The 17,857-nt window shown below is 70.7% G+C and carries 12 protein-coding genes and 1 pseudogene; 6 read left to right on the forward strand and 7 right to left on the reverse strand.

What is annotated here, in order from left to right; translation table 11 throughout:
* A pseudogene (locus ACWDRW_RS29505) lies at positions 1 to 207 on the forward strand (zinc ribbon domain-containing protein); the annotation flags it as partial.
* Positions 208 to 245: 38 nt separating this feature from the next.
* Here the strand turns inward: ACWDRW_RS29505 and ACWDRW_RS29510 are convergent.
* From ACWDRW_RS29510 to ACWDRW_RS29530, 5 genes are all read right to left on the reverse strand, one after another.
* Positions 246 to 947, reverse strand: a complete 702-nt coding sequence (locus ACWDRW_RS29510) for a ferredoxin reductase (RefSeq protein ID WP_451727973.1) — start codon at positions 945 to 947, stop codon at positions 246 to 248.
* The gene (locus ACWDRW_RS29515; RefSeq protein WP_451727976.1) at positions 947 to 1,546 is read right to left on the reverse strand and encodes a molybdopterin-dependent oxidoreductase; all 600 of its coding nucleotides are present in this window, start codon (positions 1,544 to 1,546) and stop codon (positions 947 to 949) included. The genes ACWDRW_RS29510 and ACWDRW_RS29515 overlap by 1 nt, the downstream gene beginning before the upstream one ends.
* Before the next feature lie 5 nt (positions 1,547 to 1,551).
* Positions 1,552 to 1,719 (reverse strand): hypothetical protein, encoded by a 168-nt coding sequence (locus ACWDRW_RS29520; protein ID WP_451727979.1) that lies wholly within the window; start codon positions 1,717 to 1,719, stop codon positions 1,552 to 1,554.
* Between the two features lie 465 nt (positions 1,720 to 2,184).
* Positions 2,185 to 4,260, reverse strand: a complete 2,076-nt coding sequence (fusA, locus tag ACWDRW_RS29525) for an elongation factor G (RefSeq protein ID WP_451727981.1) — start codon at positions 4,258 to 4,260, stop codon at positions 2,185 to 2,187.
* 543 nt (positions 4,261 to 4,803) lie between these two features.
* Positions 4,804 to 5,166, reverse strand: a complete 363-nt coding sequence (locus ACWDRW_RS29530; RefSeq protein WP_451727984.1) for a carboxymuconolactone decarboxylase — start codon at positions 5,164 to 5,166, stop codon at positions 4,804 to 4,806.
* A 458-nt stretch (positions 5,167 to 5,624) separates the two neighbouring features.
* Between ACWDRW_RS29530 and ACWDRW_RS29535 the strand changes: the two genes are divergently transcribed.
* Together ACWDRW_RS29535 and ACWDRW_RS29540 are read left to right on the forward strand one after the other, a co-directional pair.
* Complete coding sequence (locus ACWDRW_RS29535) at positions 5,625 to 8,354, forward strand: cation-translocating P-type ATPase (protein ID WP_451727986.1); 2,730 nt, start codon at positions 5,625 to 5,627, stop codon at positions 8,352 to 8,354.
* Between the two features lie 143 nt (positions 8,355 to 8,497).
* Positions 8,498 to 11,281 carry a SpoIIE family protein phosphatase gene (locus ACWDRW_RS29540; protein ID WP_451727988.1) on the forward strand — a complete coding sequence of 928 codons (2,784 nt, stop codon included), beginning with the start codon at positions 8,498 to 8,500 and terminating at the stop codon, positions 11,279 to 11,281.
* Between the two features lie 38 nt (positions 11,282 to 11,319).
* Here ACWDRW_RS29540 and ACWDRW_RS29545 read toward each other — a convergent pair whose 3' ends face one another.
* The gene (locus ACWDRW_RS29545) at positions 11,320 to 12,198 is read right to left on the reverse strand and encodes an ABC transporter substrate-binding protein (RefSeq protein WP_451727991.1); all 879 of its coding nucleotides are present in this window, start codon (positions 12,196 to 12,198) and stop codon (positions 11,320 to 11,322) included.
* Between the two features lie 1,268 nt (positions 12,199 to 13,466).
* Between ACWDRW_RS29545 and ACWDRW_RS29550 the strand changes: the two genes are divergently transcribed.
* The gene (locus ACWDRW_RS29550) at positions 13,467 to 14,831 is read left to right on the forward strand and encodes a DUF5685 family protein (RefSeq protein ID WP_451727993.1); all 1,365 of its coding nucleotides are present in this window, start codon (positions 13,467 to 13,469) and stop codon (positions 14,829 to 14,831) included.
* Between the two features lie 636 nt (positions 14,832 to 15,467).
* Here the strand turns inward: ACWDRW_RS29550 and ACWDRW_RS29555 are convergent.
* Positions 15,468 to 16,004 carry a TetR/AcrR family transcriptional regulator gene (locus ACWDRW_RS29555; RefSeq protein ID WP_451727996.1) on the reverse strand — a complete coding sequence of 179 codons (537 nt, stop codon included), beginning with the start codon at positions 16,002 to 16,004 and terminating at the stop codon, positions 15,468 to 15,470.
* An 81-nt stretch (positions 16,005 to 16,085) separates the two neighbouring features.
* Between ACWDRW_RS29555 and ACWDRW_RS29560 the strand changes: the two genes are divergently transcribed.
* Together ACWDRW_RS29560 and ACWDRW_RS29565 are read left to right on the forward strand one after the other, a co-directional pair.
* Positions 16,086 to 17,135 (forward strand): aldo/keto reductase, encoded by a 1,050-nt coding sequence (locus tag ACWDRW_RS29560; protein WP_451727998.1) that lies wholly within the window; start codon positions 16,086 to 16,088, stop codon positions 17,133 to 17,135.
* Positions 17,132 to 17,851 carry a DUF998 domain-containing protein gene (locus tag ACWDRW_RS29565; RefSeq protein ID WP_451728001.1) on the forward strand — a complete coding sequence of 240 codons (720 nt, stop codon included), beginning with the start codon at positions 17,132 to 17,134 and terminating at the stop codon, positions 17,849 to 17,851. Before ACWDRW_RS29560 ends, ACWDRW_RS29565 begins: the two co-directional genes overlap by 4 nt.
* Positions 17,852 to 17,857: the final 6 nt, after the last annotated feature.

Raw genomic sequence — 17,857 nt, forward strand, 5'->3', positions numbered from 1 at the left:
GGCGCCTTGCAGGGAAGGATGCCGTTGAACGTCCGCGTGTGGACGTGCGACGGCTGCGGGACGACCCACGACCGGGACGTGAACGCGGCGAAGAAGATTCTGGCCGTCGGGCTGACGGCGTCTGTCTGTGGAGCCGGTGTAAGGCCTCAACGGAGCACTCCGGGCGGGCAGTCGGCGACGAAGCAGAAACCCCTACAGCGCGAGCCAGTCAAGGCAGGGTTCCTCACCGTGCCGACGCGGGTGGGTCAGCCGAAGCGTTCGGTACGGATCTGGTCGGACGCGTATCCGGCGGCCAGGAAGAGGGCGCTGACGTGCTCAACGAATCCGGTGGGACCGCAGACATAGCAGCGGGCTCCCACAGCGGGCGGCAGGTCGCGAAGATCTCGCCCCGTCATGCGCCCGGCGGCGCGTTCTGCGTCGGCCGGTGCTGTGCGGGTGTAGAGGCGCCGGACGCCGATGCCGTCACCGAGGGCGTCGAGTTCGGTCGCGTACCAGACCTCGTCAGGATCGCGGACCGAGTACAGCAGCGTGCAGGGCTGGGCGGACAGTGAGGACCGCCGTGCCCGCACCATCGCCATGAGGGGCACGATGCCGGCGCCTCCGGCGACCAGCAGGAGCGGACCCTGGTGCCGCGGCGTCCACACGAACCAGCCTCCGAGCGGACCGTTGACCTCGACCTCGGCGCCCACGGGCAGGGTGTCGGCGAGATACGGGGAGACCTCACCGCCTTCCGTGGCCTGGACACCCAGTTCGATGGTGTCGGTGTCGGGGGGCGCCGCGAGCGAGTAGCTCCGTACGGCCTGATAGCCGTCGTCGGCCGTCAGCCGCACGTCGACGTGCTGCCCAGGCAGGTGGCCCGGCCATTTGAGGACCTCGAACCTCAGCGTGCGGCCGGTCGCGGTCTGGTGTGTGCGCTCCGTGAGCCGGGCCCGTCGCCAGCCGTGCATCAGTCGCTCCAGTGGCGCTGCTCACGCCAGGGGTCGCCGTAGTCGTGGTAGCCGGCCGACTCCCAGAAACCGGGCTCGTTGTCAGGGGTGAGGCGAAGACTCTTGACCCACTTGGCCGACTTCCAGAAGTACAGGTGCGGGATCACGAGCCGGGCCGGTCCGCCATGGTCGGGCGAGAGCGCGTATCCGTCGAAGGTGTGCGCGAGCCATGCCTTGCCGTCGGTGACGTCCTCCAGGGGCAGGTTGGTGGTGTATCCGTCGAAGGACTCCGCGACGACGAAGTCCGCAGCGGTCTCCACGTCGGCCAGGAACACGTCCAGGGACACCCCGCGCCATGCGGTGTCGAACTTCGACCACCGGGTCACGCAGTGGATGTCGACGGTGGGTTCCTCCTGCGGGAGGTCCATCATCTGTTCCCACGTCCACGAGCGCCGCTCGCCTCTCTCGTCCTCCACGGTGAACGACCACTCGTCGGCAGGGATGTGAGGGGTGGGTCCGGCGGACAGGACGGGGAACGACTCCGTCGGATACTGCCCAGGTGGCAGCCGGCCCGCGAAGGCGTGGCTCTTACCGTGGAACCCTGGTGACAAGCTGCCCATCCGCTTCATTCCTCTCGCTCGAGGTCGGCCTCTTCCCGTTCCTCGTCACGGTCGGCCTGGGCATGGGTGTAGAGGTCGTGCACGAACGTGCGGGCGGCCTCCGGTGCGATGCCCTCCCCCAGCAGGAGCAGACGAGAGGTCCACGAGTCGAGCGGATCGTTCGATTCAGCCATGAGGTTTCCCCAGGTTCACAGGCACGTGGTGCGCGACGAGGGCGGCTTGCGGAGCCCCTCTACGGTGAGGTGGAGTGAGTCGGCCGACGCCCTTGGGTGGTGCTGACAGCGCGACCCGGCACCCAACTGTCACCCTGGACGGGCCCGTAGGCGTGGAGAGGCAGTCACAACGCCCCGGGGCGCCTGAGACTACTTCTCAGTACCATCGTCGCCGCCTGAGCCGCGGTCGCAACCCGGCGCCCGCGTGCCCGCCGCCCGTCGGTCAGTGCTCTGCTCACGCGGGCGGGACCGCGAGCGCACGCACTCGTGGGCCCCTCTCCCGTCACGGCTGCGGGAAAGGGCTGCGCGGCGGTGGCCGAGGCAGGGGTGCATTCCCCCCGACATGCTTGCGCCAGCGTTCATGGTCGGGCCTTGGGGCCAGTCGGCCCCACACTCCGCGGAGTGTGGGGCCGACTCAACGACGGGCTATCGTGCCGCCACCCCCGCCGTCAGGTTCTGCGGAACCTCCGCGTAGCCCGCCGGGCGAGTGGTGAACGTGCCCCGGCCCTGGGTACGTCCGCGCAGGCGGGTGGCGTAGCCGAACAGCTCGGCCAACGGCACCGTGGCGGTCACCACCGTCGTACCGCCGCGCGTCGCCGACGCCGACACCCGCCCGCGGCGCGCCGCCAGGTCGCCCAGGACCGCGCCCACGGAGTCATCCGGCACGGTCACCGTCACCTCCGCGACCGGCTCCAGCAGCCGCACCACGCAGGCCCGCAGGGCCTGACGCAGTCCGAGCCGGCCGGCGGCGCGGAACGCCAGCTCCGAGGAGTCCTTGCTGTGCGTGGCTCCGTCGGTGAGCGTGACCCGTACGCCCGTCACCGGATGGCCGCCCAGCGGCCCCTCCGTCAGCGCGTCCCGGCAACCGGCCTCGACCGCGCGGGCGAACTCCCGCGGGACCCGGCCGCCGACCACCGTCGAGGAGAACGCGAAGCCGGCCTCGCCGTCCGCAGCGCCCAACGGCTCGACGTCCAGCACCACATGGGCGAACTGCCCGGCGCCGCCGTCCTGCTTGACGTGCCGGTACACCAGCCCCGTCACACCGCGGACCACGGTCTCCCGGTACGACACCTGCGGGCGGCCCACCGAGACCTCCAGCCCGCGGTCGCGACGCAGTTTCTCCACCGCCACCTCCAGGTGCAGCTCGCCCAGGCCCGACAGCAGCGTCTGGCCGGTCTCCGGATCGGTACGCACCACCAGCGACGGATCCTCCTCCGCCAGCCGGGCCAGCCCCGAGGCCAGCCGGTCGGTGTCCTGGCCGCGTCGGGCCTCGACGGCCACCGACACCACGGGGTCAGCCGTACCGGGCGGTTCCAGCACGAGCGGTGCCGACGGGTGGCACAGCGTCGTGCCGGCCCGCGCGGACTTCGGACCGATCACGGCGACGATGTCCCCGGCCATGGCCACGTCCGTCTCGGTGTGCCGGTCGGCCTGCACCCGCAGGATCCGGCCGACCCGTTCGGTGCGTCGCACGCCCATGTCCAGCACGGTGTCCCCCTTTCGCAGTACGCCCGAATAGATCCGCAGGTACGTCATCCGGCCGGTGGGCGCCGCCTGCACCTTGAAGGCCAGCGCGGCCAGCGGCGCCGCGGGATCGGCGGCCCGTTCCTGCTCGGTTCCGTCGATCGTGCCGCGCACGGCGGGCACGTCCGCCGGCGAAGGCAGATACGCCACCACTGCCTCCAGCAGCGGCTCGATGCCGCGGTTGCGGTACGCCGAACCGCACAGCACCACCACGGCCTCACCCGTGCCGGTCAGTTCGCGCAGCGCCGCGCGCAGTGTCGTCTCCGAGACGGCACCGTCGGCGCAGTACTCCTCCAGCGCTCGGGGATGCAGTTCGGCGACGGCCTCGTCCAGTGCCAAGCGGTGCCGCATCGCCTCGGCGAGCATGTTCTCCGGCACCGGGCCTTCCTCCAACGCGCCGGTGTCGCCGGGCCACACCACGGCCCGCATCCGGACCAGGTCGACGACGCCCGTGAAGCCGTCCTCGCGGCCGATGGGCACCTGCACCACCAGGGGCGTGGCGCCCAGCCGTTCCCGGATCGACGCGACGGCCGTGTCCAGGTCGGCGCCCGCCCGGTCCATCTTGTTCACGAACGCCAGGCGGGGGACCCCGTGCCGGTCGGCCTCCCGCCACACCGCCTCGCTCTGCGGTTCGACGCCTGCGACGGCGTCGAACACCGCCACCGCGCCGTCGAGGACGCGCAGCGAGCGCGTCACTTCGTCGGCGAAGTCCACGTGGCCCGGGGTGTCGATGAGGTTGATCCGGTGTCCGTCCCAGTCGCAGCTGACCGCCGCCGCGAAGATGGTGATGCCCCGGTCGCGTTCCTGGGAGTCGAAGTCGGTGACGGTGGTGCCCTCGTGCACCTCGCCCCGCTTGTGGACGGCGCCGGTCAGGAACAGGATCCGCTCCGTCACGGTGGTCTTGCCGGCGTCCACGTGAGCGAGGATGCCGAGGTTGCGGACGGCGTGGAGCGCGCGGAGTGTGAGGTCGGTACGCACGGCCTTGTGGCCCTTCTACGTGTGTCGTGAGTGATGCAGCGGCAGCGCGATGGGGCGGACGAAGACCGCGGAATGCGCCCAACGGCAGTCCGCGACGACCACGAGGGCCGGACGGGGGCAGGTCAGGGCTCAGCGACGGGCTTCGACCGGGATCTCCAGTGCCGGCCGCGCGGCGGGCACCGGGCTCACGAAGACACGAGGATCACGTCGAACCGTGCCCCGGGGGCGACGACAGCGATGGCGGTACGCACTGCCGGCCTCCCCTCGAATCCGAACTCGGAACACGTATGACGCACCGGCCACTTGGAGCCGGACGCGTACCCAGAGTGTAGGAGCGGGGGCGGGAACGGGCGGGGCATTTTTGCCCGTCGGAGCCGCGCCCTTCGGGCCGGTCACTGATACGGAGAGATGGCCTGTGCACAGATGCGCGCAGCACACGGGCCTCATGGCCTGCAAAGGCTGAGTTTCACGACCTTCTCGATGGCGCCGGTGTCACAGGGGCGTCCCAGGTTGCCTGGCGAGGCAGCCTGGGACGTTGGCGATTCAGGAGGTGGTGCGGCTGTCGGCTTCGGCCTGGGCGATGGCTTCGGCCTCGCTCTCGGCCATGGCGAGGGCGACGCCGAAGGCTTGGGCGATGTGGCCCGACGCCGACATGACGCGTGCTGTTCCCACGACCGGTGCGATCGCGACGAGGAGATCCTGCAGCTGCTCGACGGTGAACTGGGCCTTGATCGCGGGGTTGATGTGAGCCAGGTAGGAGATCGCGGGTGCGTCCATGGCCACGAGCGCGGCGATGCGACTGAGGATCAGCGTGTGCTCGTCCATGCGGCAGTGCTCGAGGGAATCGATCGTCATCGCGGCGATCGTGTCGAGGACGGGGGTGTCGAACTCAGGAGCTGTGGCCATGACGGGGCTGCCTTCCGGTTACGGTGCTACGGCAAGTCGAACCGCCACCCGCTTCATGCGGAGGTCCCCCACCTGTGCCCGGCGGCGACGAGTCAAGCGTAGGCGTCGTCGAGTGAAGGCGCATGACGGGCCGGACGGCGAGGCCCGAGCGCGATTGTTCCTCATCTCCGGTGTGCTCCTGGGCGGGCGATCTTGTCCGGCCGATCTCAGAATGAGGGTGGGCATGGCTCGCCTGCGACGGCGCCGGGCGAGACTGGGCAGGGCAGGCAGGAGGCCGCGGCATATGAAGTACGTGACTGTCCACCGACTGGAACTGTCCTGACTCCCCCGTATCCCCCTCCCCCAACCCGACGCCGAGCACACGGCGCGAAGCACCCGACGAAGCCTTCGTAATGAGCAACCTGGTCATGAAGCGCCGATAGGGCCTGTCTCACGACCGGCCCGGATCGGAGGCAGAGATGACGGTGCACCAGGACTCCGCGGCCGGACCGGGGCGGGAGCAGCCGGGCGAACAGTGGTACGCCCGGTCCCCCGCGGCCGTCGTGACCGCACTGGGCGTCGACCCTGCGGTCGGTCTCACCGCCGCGCGCGCCGCCGAGCTTCTCGGCGCGCACGGCCCCAACGCGCTGCCCGAGGAAACCCGGATCCCCACCTGGCGCCGGTTTCTCGCCCAGTACCGCAGCTATATGCAGCTCGTCCTGGTGGCCGCGGCCGTGGTGTCGTTCCTGATCCAGGAATGGACCACCGGCATCCTGCTCGCCGTACTGACTCTGCTCAACGCGGTCGTGGGCCTGCGTCAGGAGGGCAAGGCCGAGAGCGCGATGAACGCCCTTCGGTCGATGCTGAAGGCCGGCGCGCGAGTGCGCAGGGACGGCACCGAGGCCGAGATCCCCGCGGAGGACCTCGTCGTCGGTGACATCGTGCTCCTGTCGGCCGGGGACCAGGTGCCGGCCGACGGCCGGATCATCATGGCCAGTGCCCTGCAGATCGACGAGTCGGCGCTGACCGGGGAGAGCGTCCCCGCGGCGAAGGACGCCGTCACCCTGCCGGGCGGGCGGGCACTGGCGCCGGGCGAGCAGACCTGCATGGCGTTCATGAACACCCCGGTCACGCATGGCAGTGGGCTGCTCGTGGTGACCGCCGTCGGCGCGGACAGCGAACTCGGCAAGATCTCCGGCATGCTCGCGGCCACCGAGAAGGAAGTGCCACCGCTCACCCGGGAACTCGACCGGCTGACGCTGTGGATCACCGGAGCGGCCGCCCTCACCATGATCGTGATGTTCGCGCTGGGCCGCAGCCGGGGCGAGGCCTGGGACGTGCTGTTCGTGAGCGCGGTGTCCCTTGCCATCGCCGCGATACCCGAGGCCTTGCCGACCGTGACCCAGGCGATCCTGTCCGTCGGAAGCCTCAATCTGGCCAGGCGCAACGCCATCGTCAAGGAACTGCCCTCGGTCGAGACCCTCGCCTTCACCTCGGCGATCAACTCGGACAAGACCGGCACCCTGACCATGAACCAGATGACCGCGGTCGAGGTCATCAGCCCCACCGACCGCTACACCGTCTCGGGCACCGGCTACGAACTCCAGGGGCGCGTCCACCACGCCGCGGGGTCCTCGGCGGGCATCGAGGACGCGATCCTGCCGTATGTCGTGGCCAGTGACGCCAAGCTGGTGGACGGCGAGGTCGTGGGCGATCCCACCGAGGGCGCGCTGCTGGTGCTCGCCCACAAGGCGGGGCTCGACGCGGACGCCACCCGGGAGGCTCTGCCCCGGCTCGCGACGCTGCCGTTCGACCCCGAGTACAAGCTCATGGCCACGTTCCACGCTACGGCCGACGGCTCCGGGCGACCGGTCGTACGCTGCTTCGTCAAGGGCGCGGCCCCGGCGGTGATGGCCCGGGCGTCGACCGCGCTGGCGGCCGGTGAGAGCATCCCGTGGGACGCGGAGCTGCGGCAGCGGGCCGAGGCGCAGACCGAGCGCATGGGCGGTGAGGGGCGCCGGGTGATGGCCGCGGCCACCCGGGATCTGGACCCGGCCGTCTTCGACGCGGACGGCGACCTGCTCTCGTACGTCACCGGATTGCGTATGACCAGCCTTGTCGGCATGGTCGACCCGCCGCGCAAGGAGTCGAAGGCGGCGGTGGCCGACGCCCGGGCGGCCCACGTCAGGGTCCGTCTGATCACCGGCGACGACGTCACCACCGGGGCGGCCATCGCCCGGCAGATCGGCATTCCCGGCGAGGCCCTGCTGGGCGCCGACTTCGCGGCGATGAGCGAGCAGGAGCGGCTGGCCCGCATCGACGGCATCGGGGTGGTGGGACGGGTCGCGCCGGAGCACAAGGTGCTGCTCGCCGACACGCTCAAGAAGAAGGGCGAGGTCGTGGCGATGACCGGGGACGGCGTCAACGACGCGCCCGCCATCAAGGCGGCCGACATCGGCATCGCGATGGGCAGCGGCACGGACGTGGCGAAGAACGCGGCCCGCATGATCCTTTCCGACGACAACTTCGCGACCATCGTCTACGCCGTGGAGCAGGGTCGGACGATCTTCGACAACCTCACCAAGTACATCCGGTTCGTGCTGCTTTTGCTGGTCACCTTCGTGCTGACGTTCCTCGGTGCGACCGTGCTGAACCTCGCGGGCGGTGAGCCGTTCACGCCGCCGCAGGTGCTGTGGATCCACTTCGTGGTCAACGCCTCGTTCGGCTTCGCGCTCGGTTTCGACCGGGAGAGCCCGGGGCTGATGCGGCGCAGGCCGCGGCCGCGTGGGGAGTCGGTGCTCACCCGGCCCGTGCTGGTCACGGTCGGGCTCGGGGGGCTCGCCATCACCTGCGGACTGCTCGGGCTCATCAGGATCGGCGAGGCGCTCTACGACAGTGTGGAGATCGGTCAGTCGATCGCGTTCACGGCCTTCGCGCTGTGTCTGGTCGTGGCCGCGTTCGAGTGCCGCAGTGAGACGGGCACCGTGCTGACGCCGTCCGCGTTCGACAGCAAGCAGATGAACTGGGTGGCGCTCGCACAACTGGCCCTGGCCGTGCTGACGACGCAGATGGACGGCTTCCGCCGCGTGCTGGGCACCACCGAGATCAACGCGCGGCAGTTCGGCTGGGCCCTGCTGGCCGCGGTCGCGCTGCTGCTGCTGTGGGAACTGGGCAAACTGCCGGCCCGCCGTTCGGGCAGGAGCGGCTGAGCCTGGTGCGCCTGCGGGCGCGCACGCGGCACGCCTGCCGCGCAGCGCTGAGCGTCGGGATCGACTGCCCTGCGGGCCGTGGCACCGGCCCGGCCAGCCCGTTCTGAGCCGCGCCCGCCGGGGCGGTCACTGATACTGAGGAAATGGGCAATGTTGGGCGAAATATCCCGGCGAGCCAGCGGGGTGACCGGTTGCCGCCGGAGGCGGGGCCGCCGGAATCCGGCCATGAGGGGGCCCGTCACGGTACGGCCGGCCGACGTCGGCTGTCGTGGCTGAAGCCGCGCACCGTCGCCGGTCAGGTCTTCCTGCTGCAGCTCGCGGTAGTCCTGCTGCTCATCGCCACGGCCGTGGTGGCGCTGGTGATCCAGGACCGCAACCGCGCGATCCAGGAAGCCGCCGACCGGTCACTGGTGGCCGCCGAGTCGTTCGCGAACGCCCCGGGCACCGCGGAGGCGATGCAGAGCGATGACCCGACGGCGGCGCTCCAGCCTCATGCCGAGGCGGTACGCGAGAAGACGGACGTCGACTACGTCGTGGCGCTGAGTCCCTACGGCTTCCGGTGGACCCACCCGGACCCGGAGCAGATCGGCAAGCACGTCTCCACCACCTACGACCAGGCCCTCGAAGGCGAGCCCCACCAGACCACGTTCGACAGCAGCCTGGGCAAGGCGGTCGACTCCACGGTGGCGGTCTTCGACGAGAAGGGGACCGCGGTCGGCCTCGTCACCGTCGGGGTCACCGTGGACAAGGTGACCAGTGTGGTGGAGCACCAACTACCGGTGATCTTCGCCGCCGGCGGGGTCGCCCTGCTGCTGGCCGCGGGCGGGTCGGCACTGGTCAGCGGGCGCTTGCGGCGCCAGACGCGGGGTCTGGGGCCGGAGGAGATGACCCGCATGTACGAGCACCACGCCGCGGTGCTCCACGCGGTCCGTGAAGGCGTGATCATTCTGGACGGTGACGGAACGCTGCTGCTGGCCAACGACGAGGCCCGCCGACTGCTCGCGCTGCCGCCCAAGGCCGAGGGCAGGCCGGTCACCGGACTCGGGCTGAGCGACGACCTGGCCGAACTGCTCGGCTCGGGCCGGGCGGCCACGGACAAGGTCTTCCTCGCCGGGGACATCCTGCTCGCGGTCAACGTGCGGCCGGTGGGCCCCAAGGGCGGCAGCGTGGCCACCCTGCGGGACACCACGGAGCTGCGCGCCCTCGCGGGCCGTGCGGACCTGGCCGGCGGGCGCCTGCAACTGCTCTACGAGGCCAGCACCCGGATCGGGACCACCCTCGACATCACGCGCACCGCCGAGGAGCTGACCGAAGTGGCGGTGCCGCGCTTCGCCGACTTCGCCACCGTCGAGCTGGTGGAGCCCGTGCTCCTCGGCGATGAACCGACGGGTGTGCGGCTGGACATGCGCCGCATCGCCGCCGCGGGCATCCGGGAGGAGACGCCCTTTCAACCTGTTGGCACACCGAGGCACTACGTGCCCGGCAACCCCGTGGCCGTCGGCATGACCACCGGTCGGCCGGTCCTGGTGGCGCACCTCTCCATGGCCGACGGCTGGCGTGCCCAGGACCCCGAGCTGTCCCAGAAAATCATCGACTACGGCGTCCACTCCATGATCTCGGTGCCGCTCAAGGCCCGAGGCCAATCGCTCGGCGTCGTGCAGTTCTGGCGTCTGGAACAGGACCCCTTCGAAACGGACGACCTGTCTCCCGCCGAAGAACTCGCCGCACGGGCGGCCGTGTGCATCGACAACGCGCGCCGCTACACCCGTGAGCACACCACGGCCGTCACCCTCCAGCGCAGCCTGCTGCCCGGCGCGCTGCCCGAGCTGTCCGCCCTGGAGGTCGGTCACCGCTACCTGCCGGCCCAAGCGGGGGTGGGCGGCGACTGGTACGACGTCATTCCGCTGCCGGGTGCCCGGGTGGCCCTGGTGGTCGGCGACGTCGTGGGACACGGTCTGCACGCCGCCGCGACGATGGGGCGCCTGCGGACCGCGGTGCACAACTTCGCCGCCCTGGACATGTCCCCGGACGAGCTGCTCGTGCGCCTGGACGACCTGATCACCCGGATCGACGAGGACTCGGCGGCCCAGGGCAAGACCGATGCCGTCACCGGCGCCACCTGTCTGTACGCGGTCTACGATCCGGTCTCCGGGCAGTGTGTTCTCGCCCGGGCCGGTCATCCCGGTCCGGCGCTGGTCTCACCCGACGGCTCCGTGACCTTCCCCGACATCCCCGTCTCCCCGCCCCTCGGCGTGGGAGGAGGCCTGCCGGTCGAGACGGCCGAACTGCAGCTGGCCGCCGACAGCCGCCTCGTCCTCTACACCGACGGCCTGATCGAGGCCCGGGGCCGCGACCTCGACACCGGGCTCGGCCTGCTGAGGCAGGCGCTCGCCGCCACGGACGGCGCCGGCCCGGACGCCACCTGTACGGCCGTACTCGACGCGATGCTGCGCACCAGGTCGCATGACGACGTCGCCCTGCTCGTGGCACGCACCCGGCTGCTCGACCCGGAACAGGTCGCCGAGTGGGACGTGCCCGCCGACCCCGCGGCCGTCCCCCGGATCCGCGCCGAGGCCGCCCGGAGGCTGCAGTCCTGGGGGCTCGTCGGGGCCGACTTCACCACCGAGCTGATCCTCAGCGAACTGGTGACGAACGCCATCCGGTACGGAAAGACCCCCATCAGTCTGCGACTACTGCACGACCGGGACAGCCTCATCTGCGAGGTCGCCGACGGCACCAGCACCTCTCCGCACCTGCGCCGCGCGACCCTCACCGACGAGGGGGGCCGCGGTCTGTTCCTGGTCGCGCAGCTGTCCCGCCGCTGGGGCACCAGGTACACCGACCGAGGCAAGATCATCTGGGCTGAGCTGGCACTCGACGCCGAAGCCGCCGGAGATCTCGGCGATCTCCTGATGGCCGACCTGTGAGAGCGGGGCCGCCCCTGGGCGTGCGCACGCCCGGAGTGTCAGGAGCCGTCCTCGACCTTGAGGTAAGGGATCTTCGCCGGGTCCTGGCCGAAAGCGGCACCGAGATAGACGGCCGACAGTTTGGTGAGAGTACCGTCGTCGATCAGCTGCCTGATGATCCGGTCCAGTTCGTTCTTGTTGGGTGACCCCATCGGGTACAGGGCGCCGTACCCCTGATCGGTGCGGTACTGACCCACCAGGCTCACCTTGATCTCCTGCTTCTGGGGATACGCCAGCAGGATGGTCGTGTCGTGGACGACCGCGTCGATCCGGCCCTCCTCCAGCGCCGTGACCATCTCCGGGTCGTTGGGGAAGGCGGTGACGGGCTTGGTCGGCTTGAGGCGGTTCTCGACGAACTCCTCACCCGTGGTGCCCTCGGCCACCCCGATACGGACGTCCCGGATGTTGTCCTCGTTGATGTTCTCGCCCTCCCTGATCAGCACGCCCAGGGTCGAGGAGAGGTAGGGCGGGGAGAACTGGGCGACCTTGCTCCGTTCCGGGGTGATCGTGATCTGCGCCAGGGCCAGGTCGAAGTCTTTGGTCCGGCCCGACACGACCTCGGGGAAGGGCGCGTTCTCCACCTGCACCCGGTCCAGCCCGGACCGGTAGGCGATGTTCGCGGCCATGCAGTACTCGTAGCCGCTCTTCACGGTCTCCGGCGTGGTCCCGTTCCACCAGCCAGGCGCGGGCAGGGTCGTCTTGACCGTCAGGGCGCCCGCCGTCTCGGGCGACACGTTGAACTCCCCGTACTCACCCGTGACCGAACAGTCTCCGTAGCGGGGTTCCGACGGCTCCGCCCCGCCCTGGTCACAAGCCGCTGTCGCGACGATGAGCGTCACGCTGACAGCCTGGGAGACGATCGCTGCCGCGGCGCGCATCCTTGCACCTCCGGTAGGGGCATACTCCTTGAGTCACCATAAATCACCCAGAACGATACGACTGCCGGAGCTGCGGGGCAGAACTCCGAAGCGCGGCTCCAGGCGTCCGTCGTCGGGCGGGGGCGCGGCGGACGGATGCAGGAGCCAGGCGCCCAGAGCGGGGGCCGCTGGTGGCGCCCCGGGTGACCGCCGCTCGGCCACCCGAATCGGCTCCGAAGCCAAGCCCGATCACGCCGGGAGAACCCTGGCTACGCCGCAGACGGGTGAAGCGTGACGCCAGCGATGGCGAGGTCGATGCCGGCAAGCAACTGCTCACGGTCGTCGTGAACGTTCGACGAGCCCATCGGCCTCCCCCCGAGTCGCCCTTGAGCATCGAAGTCCGCCCGTAGTCGGCTCTGCCCGCCGACCCGGCCCGAGGACCTTCGGGCTCCTGCGGTCGGCCATGTCCAGGTTGCCGCCCGGGACCCCTTCGAGGTCGGTGGTGGCGTCGAAGACCCTCCCCGGCTCGATGGCGCCGTCGAGGATGCCGGGCATCATTTCCTCGATGTAGGCGCGGACGGGTGCGGGGCTGCCTGCCAGGCGGATGGTGTGGCGGAACAGGCTGCCGAAGCCGACGGGGGGCCTCCTCGTACTGGGGCACGCCGACGCGGCTGACCACGCCGCCGGGGCGGACCACTCCGAGGGCCTGCTCGTAGGCGGGCATGTGGCCGACGGCTTCCAGGGCCACGTGCGTGCCGTGCCCGCCGGGCGCCCCCGTACGGTCCGCCGAGCCGGGAGCCGCGGTGGCTGTGCGGAGCGAGGACGGTGGTGGGGATCAGGGTAGAGCGGCGATGTTCCCCGCGGCCGGGCCGGTGGAGCCCGAATCCGAGCAGGGGGGATCCGGACGCCCGTGGCCGGGGCGGTGCCTGGGGTGACGAACATCGACATGTCGGCGCCCCACAGTGCTCTCCCAGAGGCACGGCGCCGACGCTGACTGCCGCTGATACTCCGAGGAAGTCCTGGTGATGGCCCCCGACAGCGTCGATCTGTACGACCGTAAGAACTCGTCCCTTCGACACGCTCGACGAGTTCTTCAGGAAGAAGCTCGCCTGAGCGCAGTGCGCCGGGTCTCCCACTCCTTGCGGACCGCAGGACAAACAGTTGTGCGGACAGGCTCTAGCATGTCGCCCGTCGGGTGACGGGCGGGTCCTCTTCCGCGTGGTCGTGCCTCAGGCGCGGCGCCGCCGTCCGGCTGTGTCCTGGCAGTTGGTAAACGGGGGAGAGCTTCGTTGTTCGGAATCATCAGGCCATGCCGTCATCGCCTGGGCGAGGGCATGCGCACCGAGTGGATGGCGCATCTGTGCGGGCTGTGTCTGGCGCTGCGCGGCGAGTACGGGCAGTTCGCGCGGGTGGCCACCAACTACGACGGCCTGATCGTCTCGGTGCTGACCGAGGCACAGTCGGAGCGCACCGGCGACTGGCGACGGGGCGCCGGCCCGTGTCCGCTGCGCGGGATGCGGTCGGCGGACGTGGCGCAGGGTGAGGGCGCCCGGCTGGCGGCGACGGTGTCGCTGGTGCTGGCGGCTGCGAAGGTCCGTGACCATGTGGCCGACGGTGACGGTCTGTTGGGCCGCCGTCCGGTGACGATGGCGGCGCGACGGATCGCCCGGGGCTGGGACCGTGCGGGTGCCAAGGGTGGCGAACGGCTCGGCTTCGACACCGCGGTGCTGCTCGGCGCGGTCGAACGGCAGTCGGAGATCGAGCGGTTGACCGGTCGCGGCGACTCGCTGCTGGCGGTTACGGAACCGACGGAGACGGCGACGGCCGCCGCCTTCGCGCACACCGCCGTCCTCGCCGGCCGCCCGGCGAACGCGGAGCCGCTGGCTGAGGCAGGCCGGCTGTTCGGCCGACTGGCGCATCTGCTCGACGCGGTGGAGGACTTGGACGCGGACGAGGCGAAGGGCGCGTGGAACCCGATCACCGTGACCGGCGCCGACCGCACCGAGGTGCGTCGGCTCTGCGACGACGCGGTCCATGGGATCCGACTCGCCCTGTCCGACGCCGAGTTCGTCGACGGGCGGCTGGTACGGGCGCTGCTGGGCGGTGAGCTGGAGCGCGCCGTGGAGCGTGTCTTCGACCCCCGGCACCGTCATCACCAGCACCGCCAGCAGGCACGGGGGCCGCGCGTGCTCCCCTGGCTGGGACGCCGTACCGCGACGGAACCGCCCGCGGGGACGGGAACGACCTGCGGCGTCGGAGCGCTGACGAGTACGGGGCCGGAGGGCGCATCCATGGCGTCGGGCCGGCCCTCGGAGGGTGAGTGCCGACGGTGCGGCCAGTGGCGGCAGTTGTGCCGCGACTGCAGGTTGTGCACCAGCTGCTGCACCTGCGACCAGGACGAGGGCCCGGATGACATGGAGCCCTGGCAGTCCGGCGAGGGCAATCGCGGCTCGCGTCAGGACGGTTCCGGCCGGGACGGCGGGGGCGACGGCTGGTTCGGCGGGTCGGGCGGGGGCAACTCAGGTGGCTCGTCCGGCGGTTCGGGCGGGGGCGGTCGGGGCTCCGGTGGCTCCGGTGGTGATTCGGGGGACGGTTGCTGCGGGGGCGGGGGCTGCTGCAACCCGTGCAAGTGCTGCTGCGACTGCTGCGACTGAGCGGCGGTTGAGCCGGGAGGCGCTCCGGCTCACGCAGGGGAAGTCGGCTGCCGGTGGCATCCCCCCGAGGGTGCCGCCGCGCAGCGGCCGCATGCGTCCATGCACCAGGGCTCTGGTCTCCCCGACGGCCAACCGCATCGCGACTGCGGTCCAGTTGGCGGGAGCGCCCGCGGTGGCTCACCGTCAGGGTGTAGCGGTGGTGTGCGGAGAGGTCGAAGGTGTGCGGAGAGGTCGAACCGCAGGGGTGGGTCGGGTCCCATGCGTTTCAGACCGCGCGGCCGTGGTTTCACGTGAGGTGCGGGCGGCGGCCCGGCCTGGACCGATGCCAGCGGCCGGCCGCCTCACACCGCGCAGGCCATCGCTTCCTGCGCCCCAGTGAGGGATACCCCTCCCCCACCGCCGTGGAGTGGGATGCCTTCCTCGGCCGCTTTGAGCGCCGCAAGCTCTCCATCGGCATCTGCGCCCGCGCGTTCGGTACCTGGACTTGGAGTCAGCCTTGCGGGAGCCCAGGACGAGCTCACCCAGTTGGATGCCGAACGAGCCCGCCGCGGCACCGCCGTGGACCTCGGCATCCCTTCCTTCCCCCACATCGCCGACCGGCACGGCAGCGGTCCCCTGGAGCCGTGAGGCCCTCCACTACCGGTGCGTGCGGAGTCCGTCAAGGATGAGCGCGAGCATGTGGGGGGCCCGGTCCACCGGGCTGGACGCGGCGCGCCACAACGCGCCGGTGAGCTGGAGGAAATCCCCAGGTGCGGCGTCCGCACGGATGCTTCCGTCCTTCTTGCCGGCGTCGAGGAGCTCTGTGATCGCGGCGATGACCGGTCCGTAGCTCTGCTCGCTGATCGCCTGGTGCATGCCCGGGGTGAGCGCGTCGCCGAGGCCGTGCTTTCGCCGCATGGCCTCGACGAGGTCCAGCGTCCAGTGTCGGAGGGCTTCCAGTGGCGGCATCCGGGCCAGCAGGTCGGGCACGGTGCCAGTGATGCGTGCCACCTCGTCCTGGTTGACGGCCAGGACCAGCGCCTCGCGTGTCGGGAAGTTGCGGTAAAGGGTGCCCGCGCCGACTCCGGCGCGCTGGGCGATCTGGTTCATCGACGTGTTGCCGTCCGCGGTGAGCGCTTCGCGTGCGGCGGCGAGGATGCGCGCCCTGTTCTCACGGGCGTCTGAACGGACCACGGGACCTCACATTGCTAAGTGGAGAGTTCTCCACTACGTTGGCACTAAGTGGAGAGCTCTCCACATACTTTAAGGAGCGTCATGCATTACATCAAGCTCGGCACGACCGGCCTCGACGTGTCCCCGATCGCGATCGGTGCCATGACCTACGGCGAACCTGACCGCGGGCATCCCGTCTGGTCGAAGGGCGAGAAGGACGCGCGCCCGCTCATCAGGCACGCGCTGGAGGCGGGGATCAACTTCTTCGACACCGCGAACATGTACTCCAACGGCTCCAGCGAGGAGATCCTCGGCCGCGCGCTCAAGGACTTCGCCGACCGCGACGCCGTGGTGATCGCCACGAAGCTGCGCCACCCGATGCGGCTGGGACCGAACGGCCGCGGCCTGTCACGCAAAGCGATCATGACCGAGGTCGACCACTCGCTGCGCCGCCTCGGCACGGACTACATCGACCTCTACCAGATCCACCGCAACGACCACGCCACTCCGTGGGAGGAGACGCTGGAGGCGCTCAGCGACCTCGTGAAGGCCGGCAAGGTCCGCTACCTCGGAGCCTCGTCCATGCACGCCTGGGAGTTCGCGAAGGCGCTGCACCTGCAGAGGCAGCACGGCTGGGCACGGTTCGTGTCGATGCAGGACCACTACAACCTGCTCGCCCGCGAGGAGGAGCGGGAGATGATCCCGCTGTGCCTGGACGAGGGGGTCGGCACGATCATCTGGTCGCCGCTGGCCCGCGGCCGTCTGGCCCGCGCGTGGGACGACGCCCGCTCGACGGCGCGTTCCGAGACGGACGGCGCGTACGCGGACCTGCTCTACTCGCCCGCGCAGGAGGCGTCCAACCACGCCATCGTCGACGCGGTCGGACAGGTTGCGGACGCGCACGGCGTCAGCCGCGCACAGGTCGCCCTCGCCTGGCTGCGCCGCCAGCCGGTCGTCACCGCTCCCCTGGTCGGCGCCGGCTCGATCCGGCAGATCGACGAGGCTGTGGCCTCTCTCGACGTCGCACTGACCGACGAGGACGTGCGCGCTCTGGAGGCCCCGTACACCCCCCGCCACGACTGGCAGGGCGTCTCGGACGAAGTCGAGATGGAGGCCATCCGCCGACGCGTGCCCGGAATGGCGCTCGCATGAACCCCATCGTCCGCTCCGGCGCCGCCGCCCGCGCCGGTGCCCTCCTCATCCTTCCCGGTCCGCTCGTGTCCTGGGGCGCCGAGTTCATCACCGCCGCCGCTTGGCAGGACCCGCCGTACTCGCCCCTGTACAACTGGGTGAGCCACCTCGGTCTGACCGGCCCGCCGCAGACCGCGTTCGGACAGGTCGCCAACTCCCCGCTCGGCGCCGTCATGGACACCGGCTGGGTGATCTACGGCGTTCTCTTGATCGTCGGCACGTTTCTCGTGTTCGACCCACGCAAGGGCGCCCCCCCGATCATCATCCTGGCCCTCGCCGTTCTCGCCGGCGTCGGGGTGTCGCTCGTCGGCATCTTCCAGGGCTCCAACGCCAACGTCGACAACGGCCTGATCGCGGTCCACACGTTCGGCGCGCAGGGTGTCATGCTCGCCGGCAACATCATGGCGATCGCCGTCGGAACCGGCGGAAGCCGCATCGGCCTCACCAGGGGCCGCTCGATCGCGAGCACCGCGCTCGGCACCGCCGGCCTCATCGCGTTCCCCCTCTTCATGACCGACGTGCTCACCGGCTGGATGTGGAACATCGGCCTGTTCGAGCGCGCCGTCATCTACCCGATCATGATCGGCCACGCCCTCCTGGGAAGCAGCGTGGCCGCCACCCAGCTCCACCGTGCGACGCACCCGATGACCCCCCTTACCGCACGAGCCAACAGCTGAAGGAGA

It is taken from the genome of Streptomyces sp. NPDC003635 (assembly GCF_053587635.1).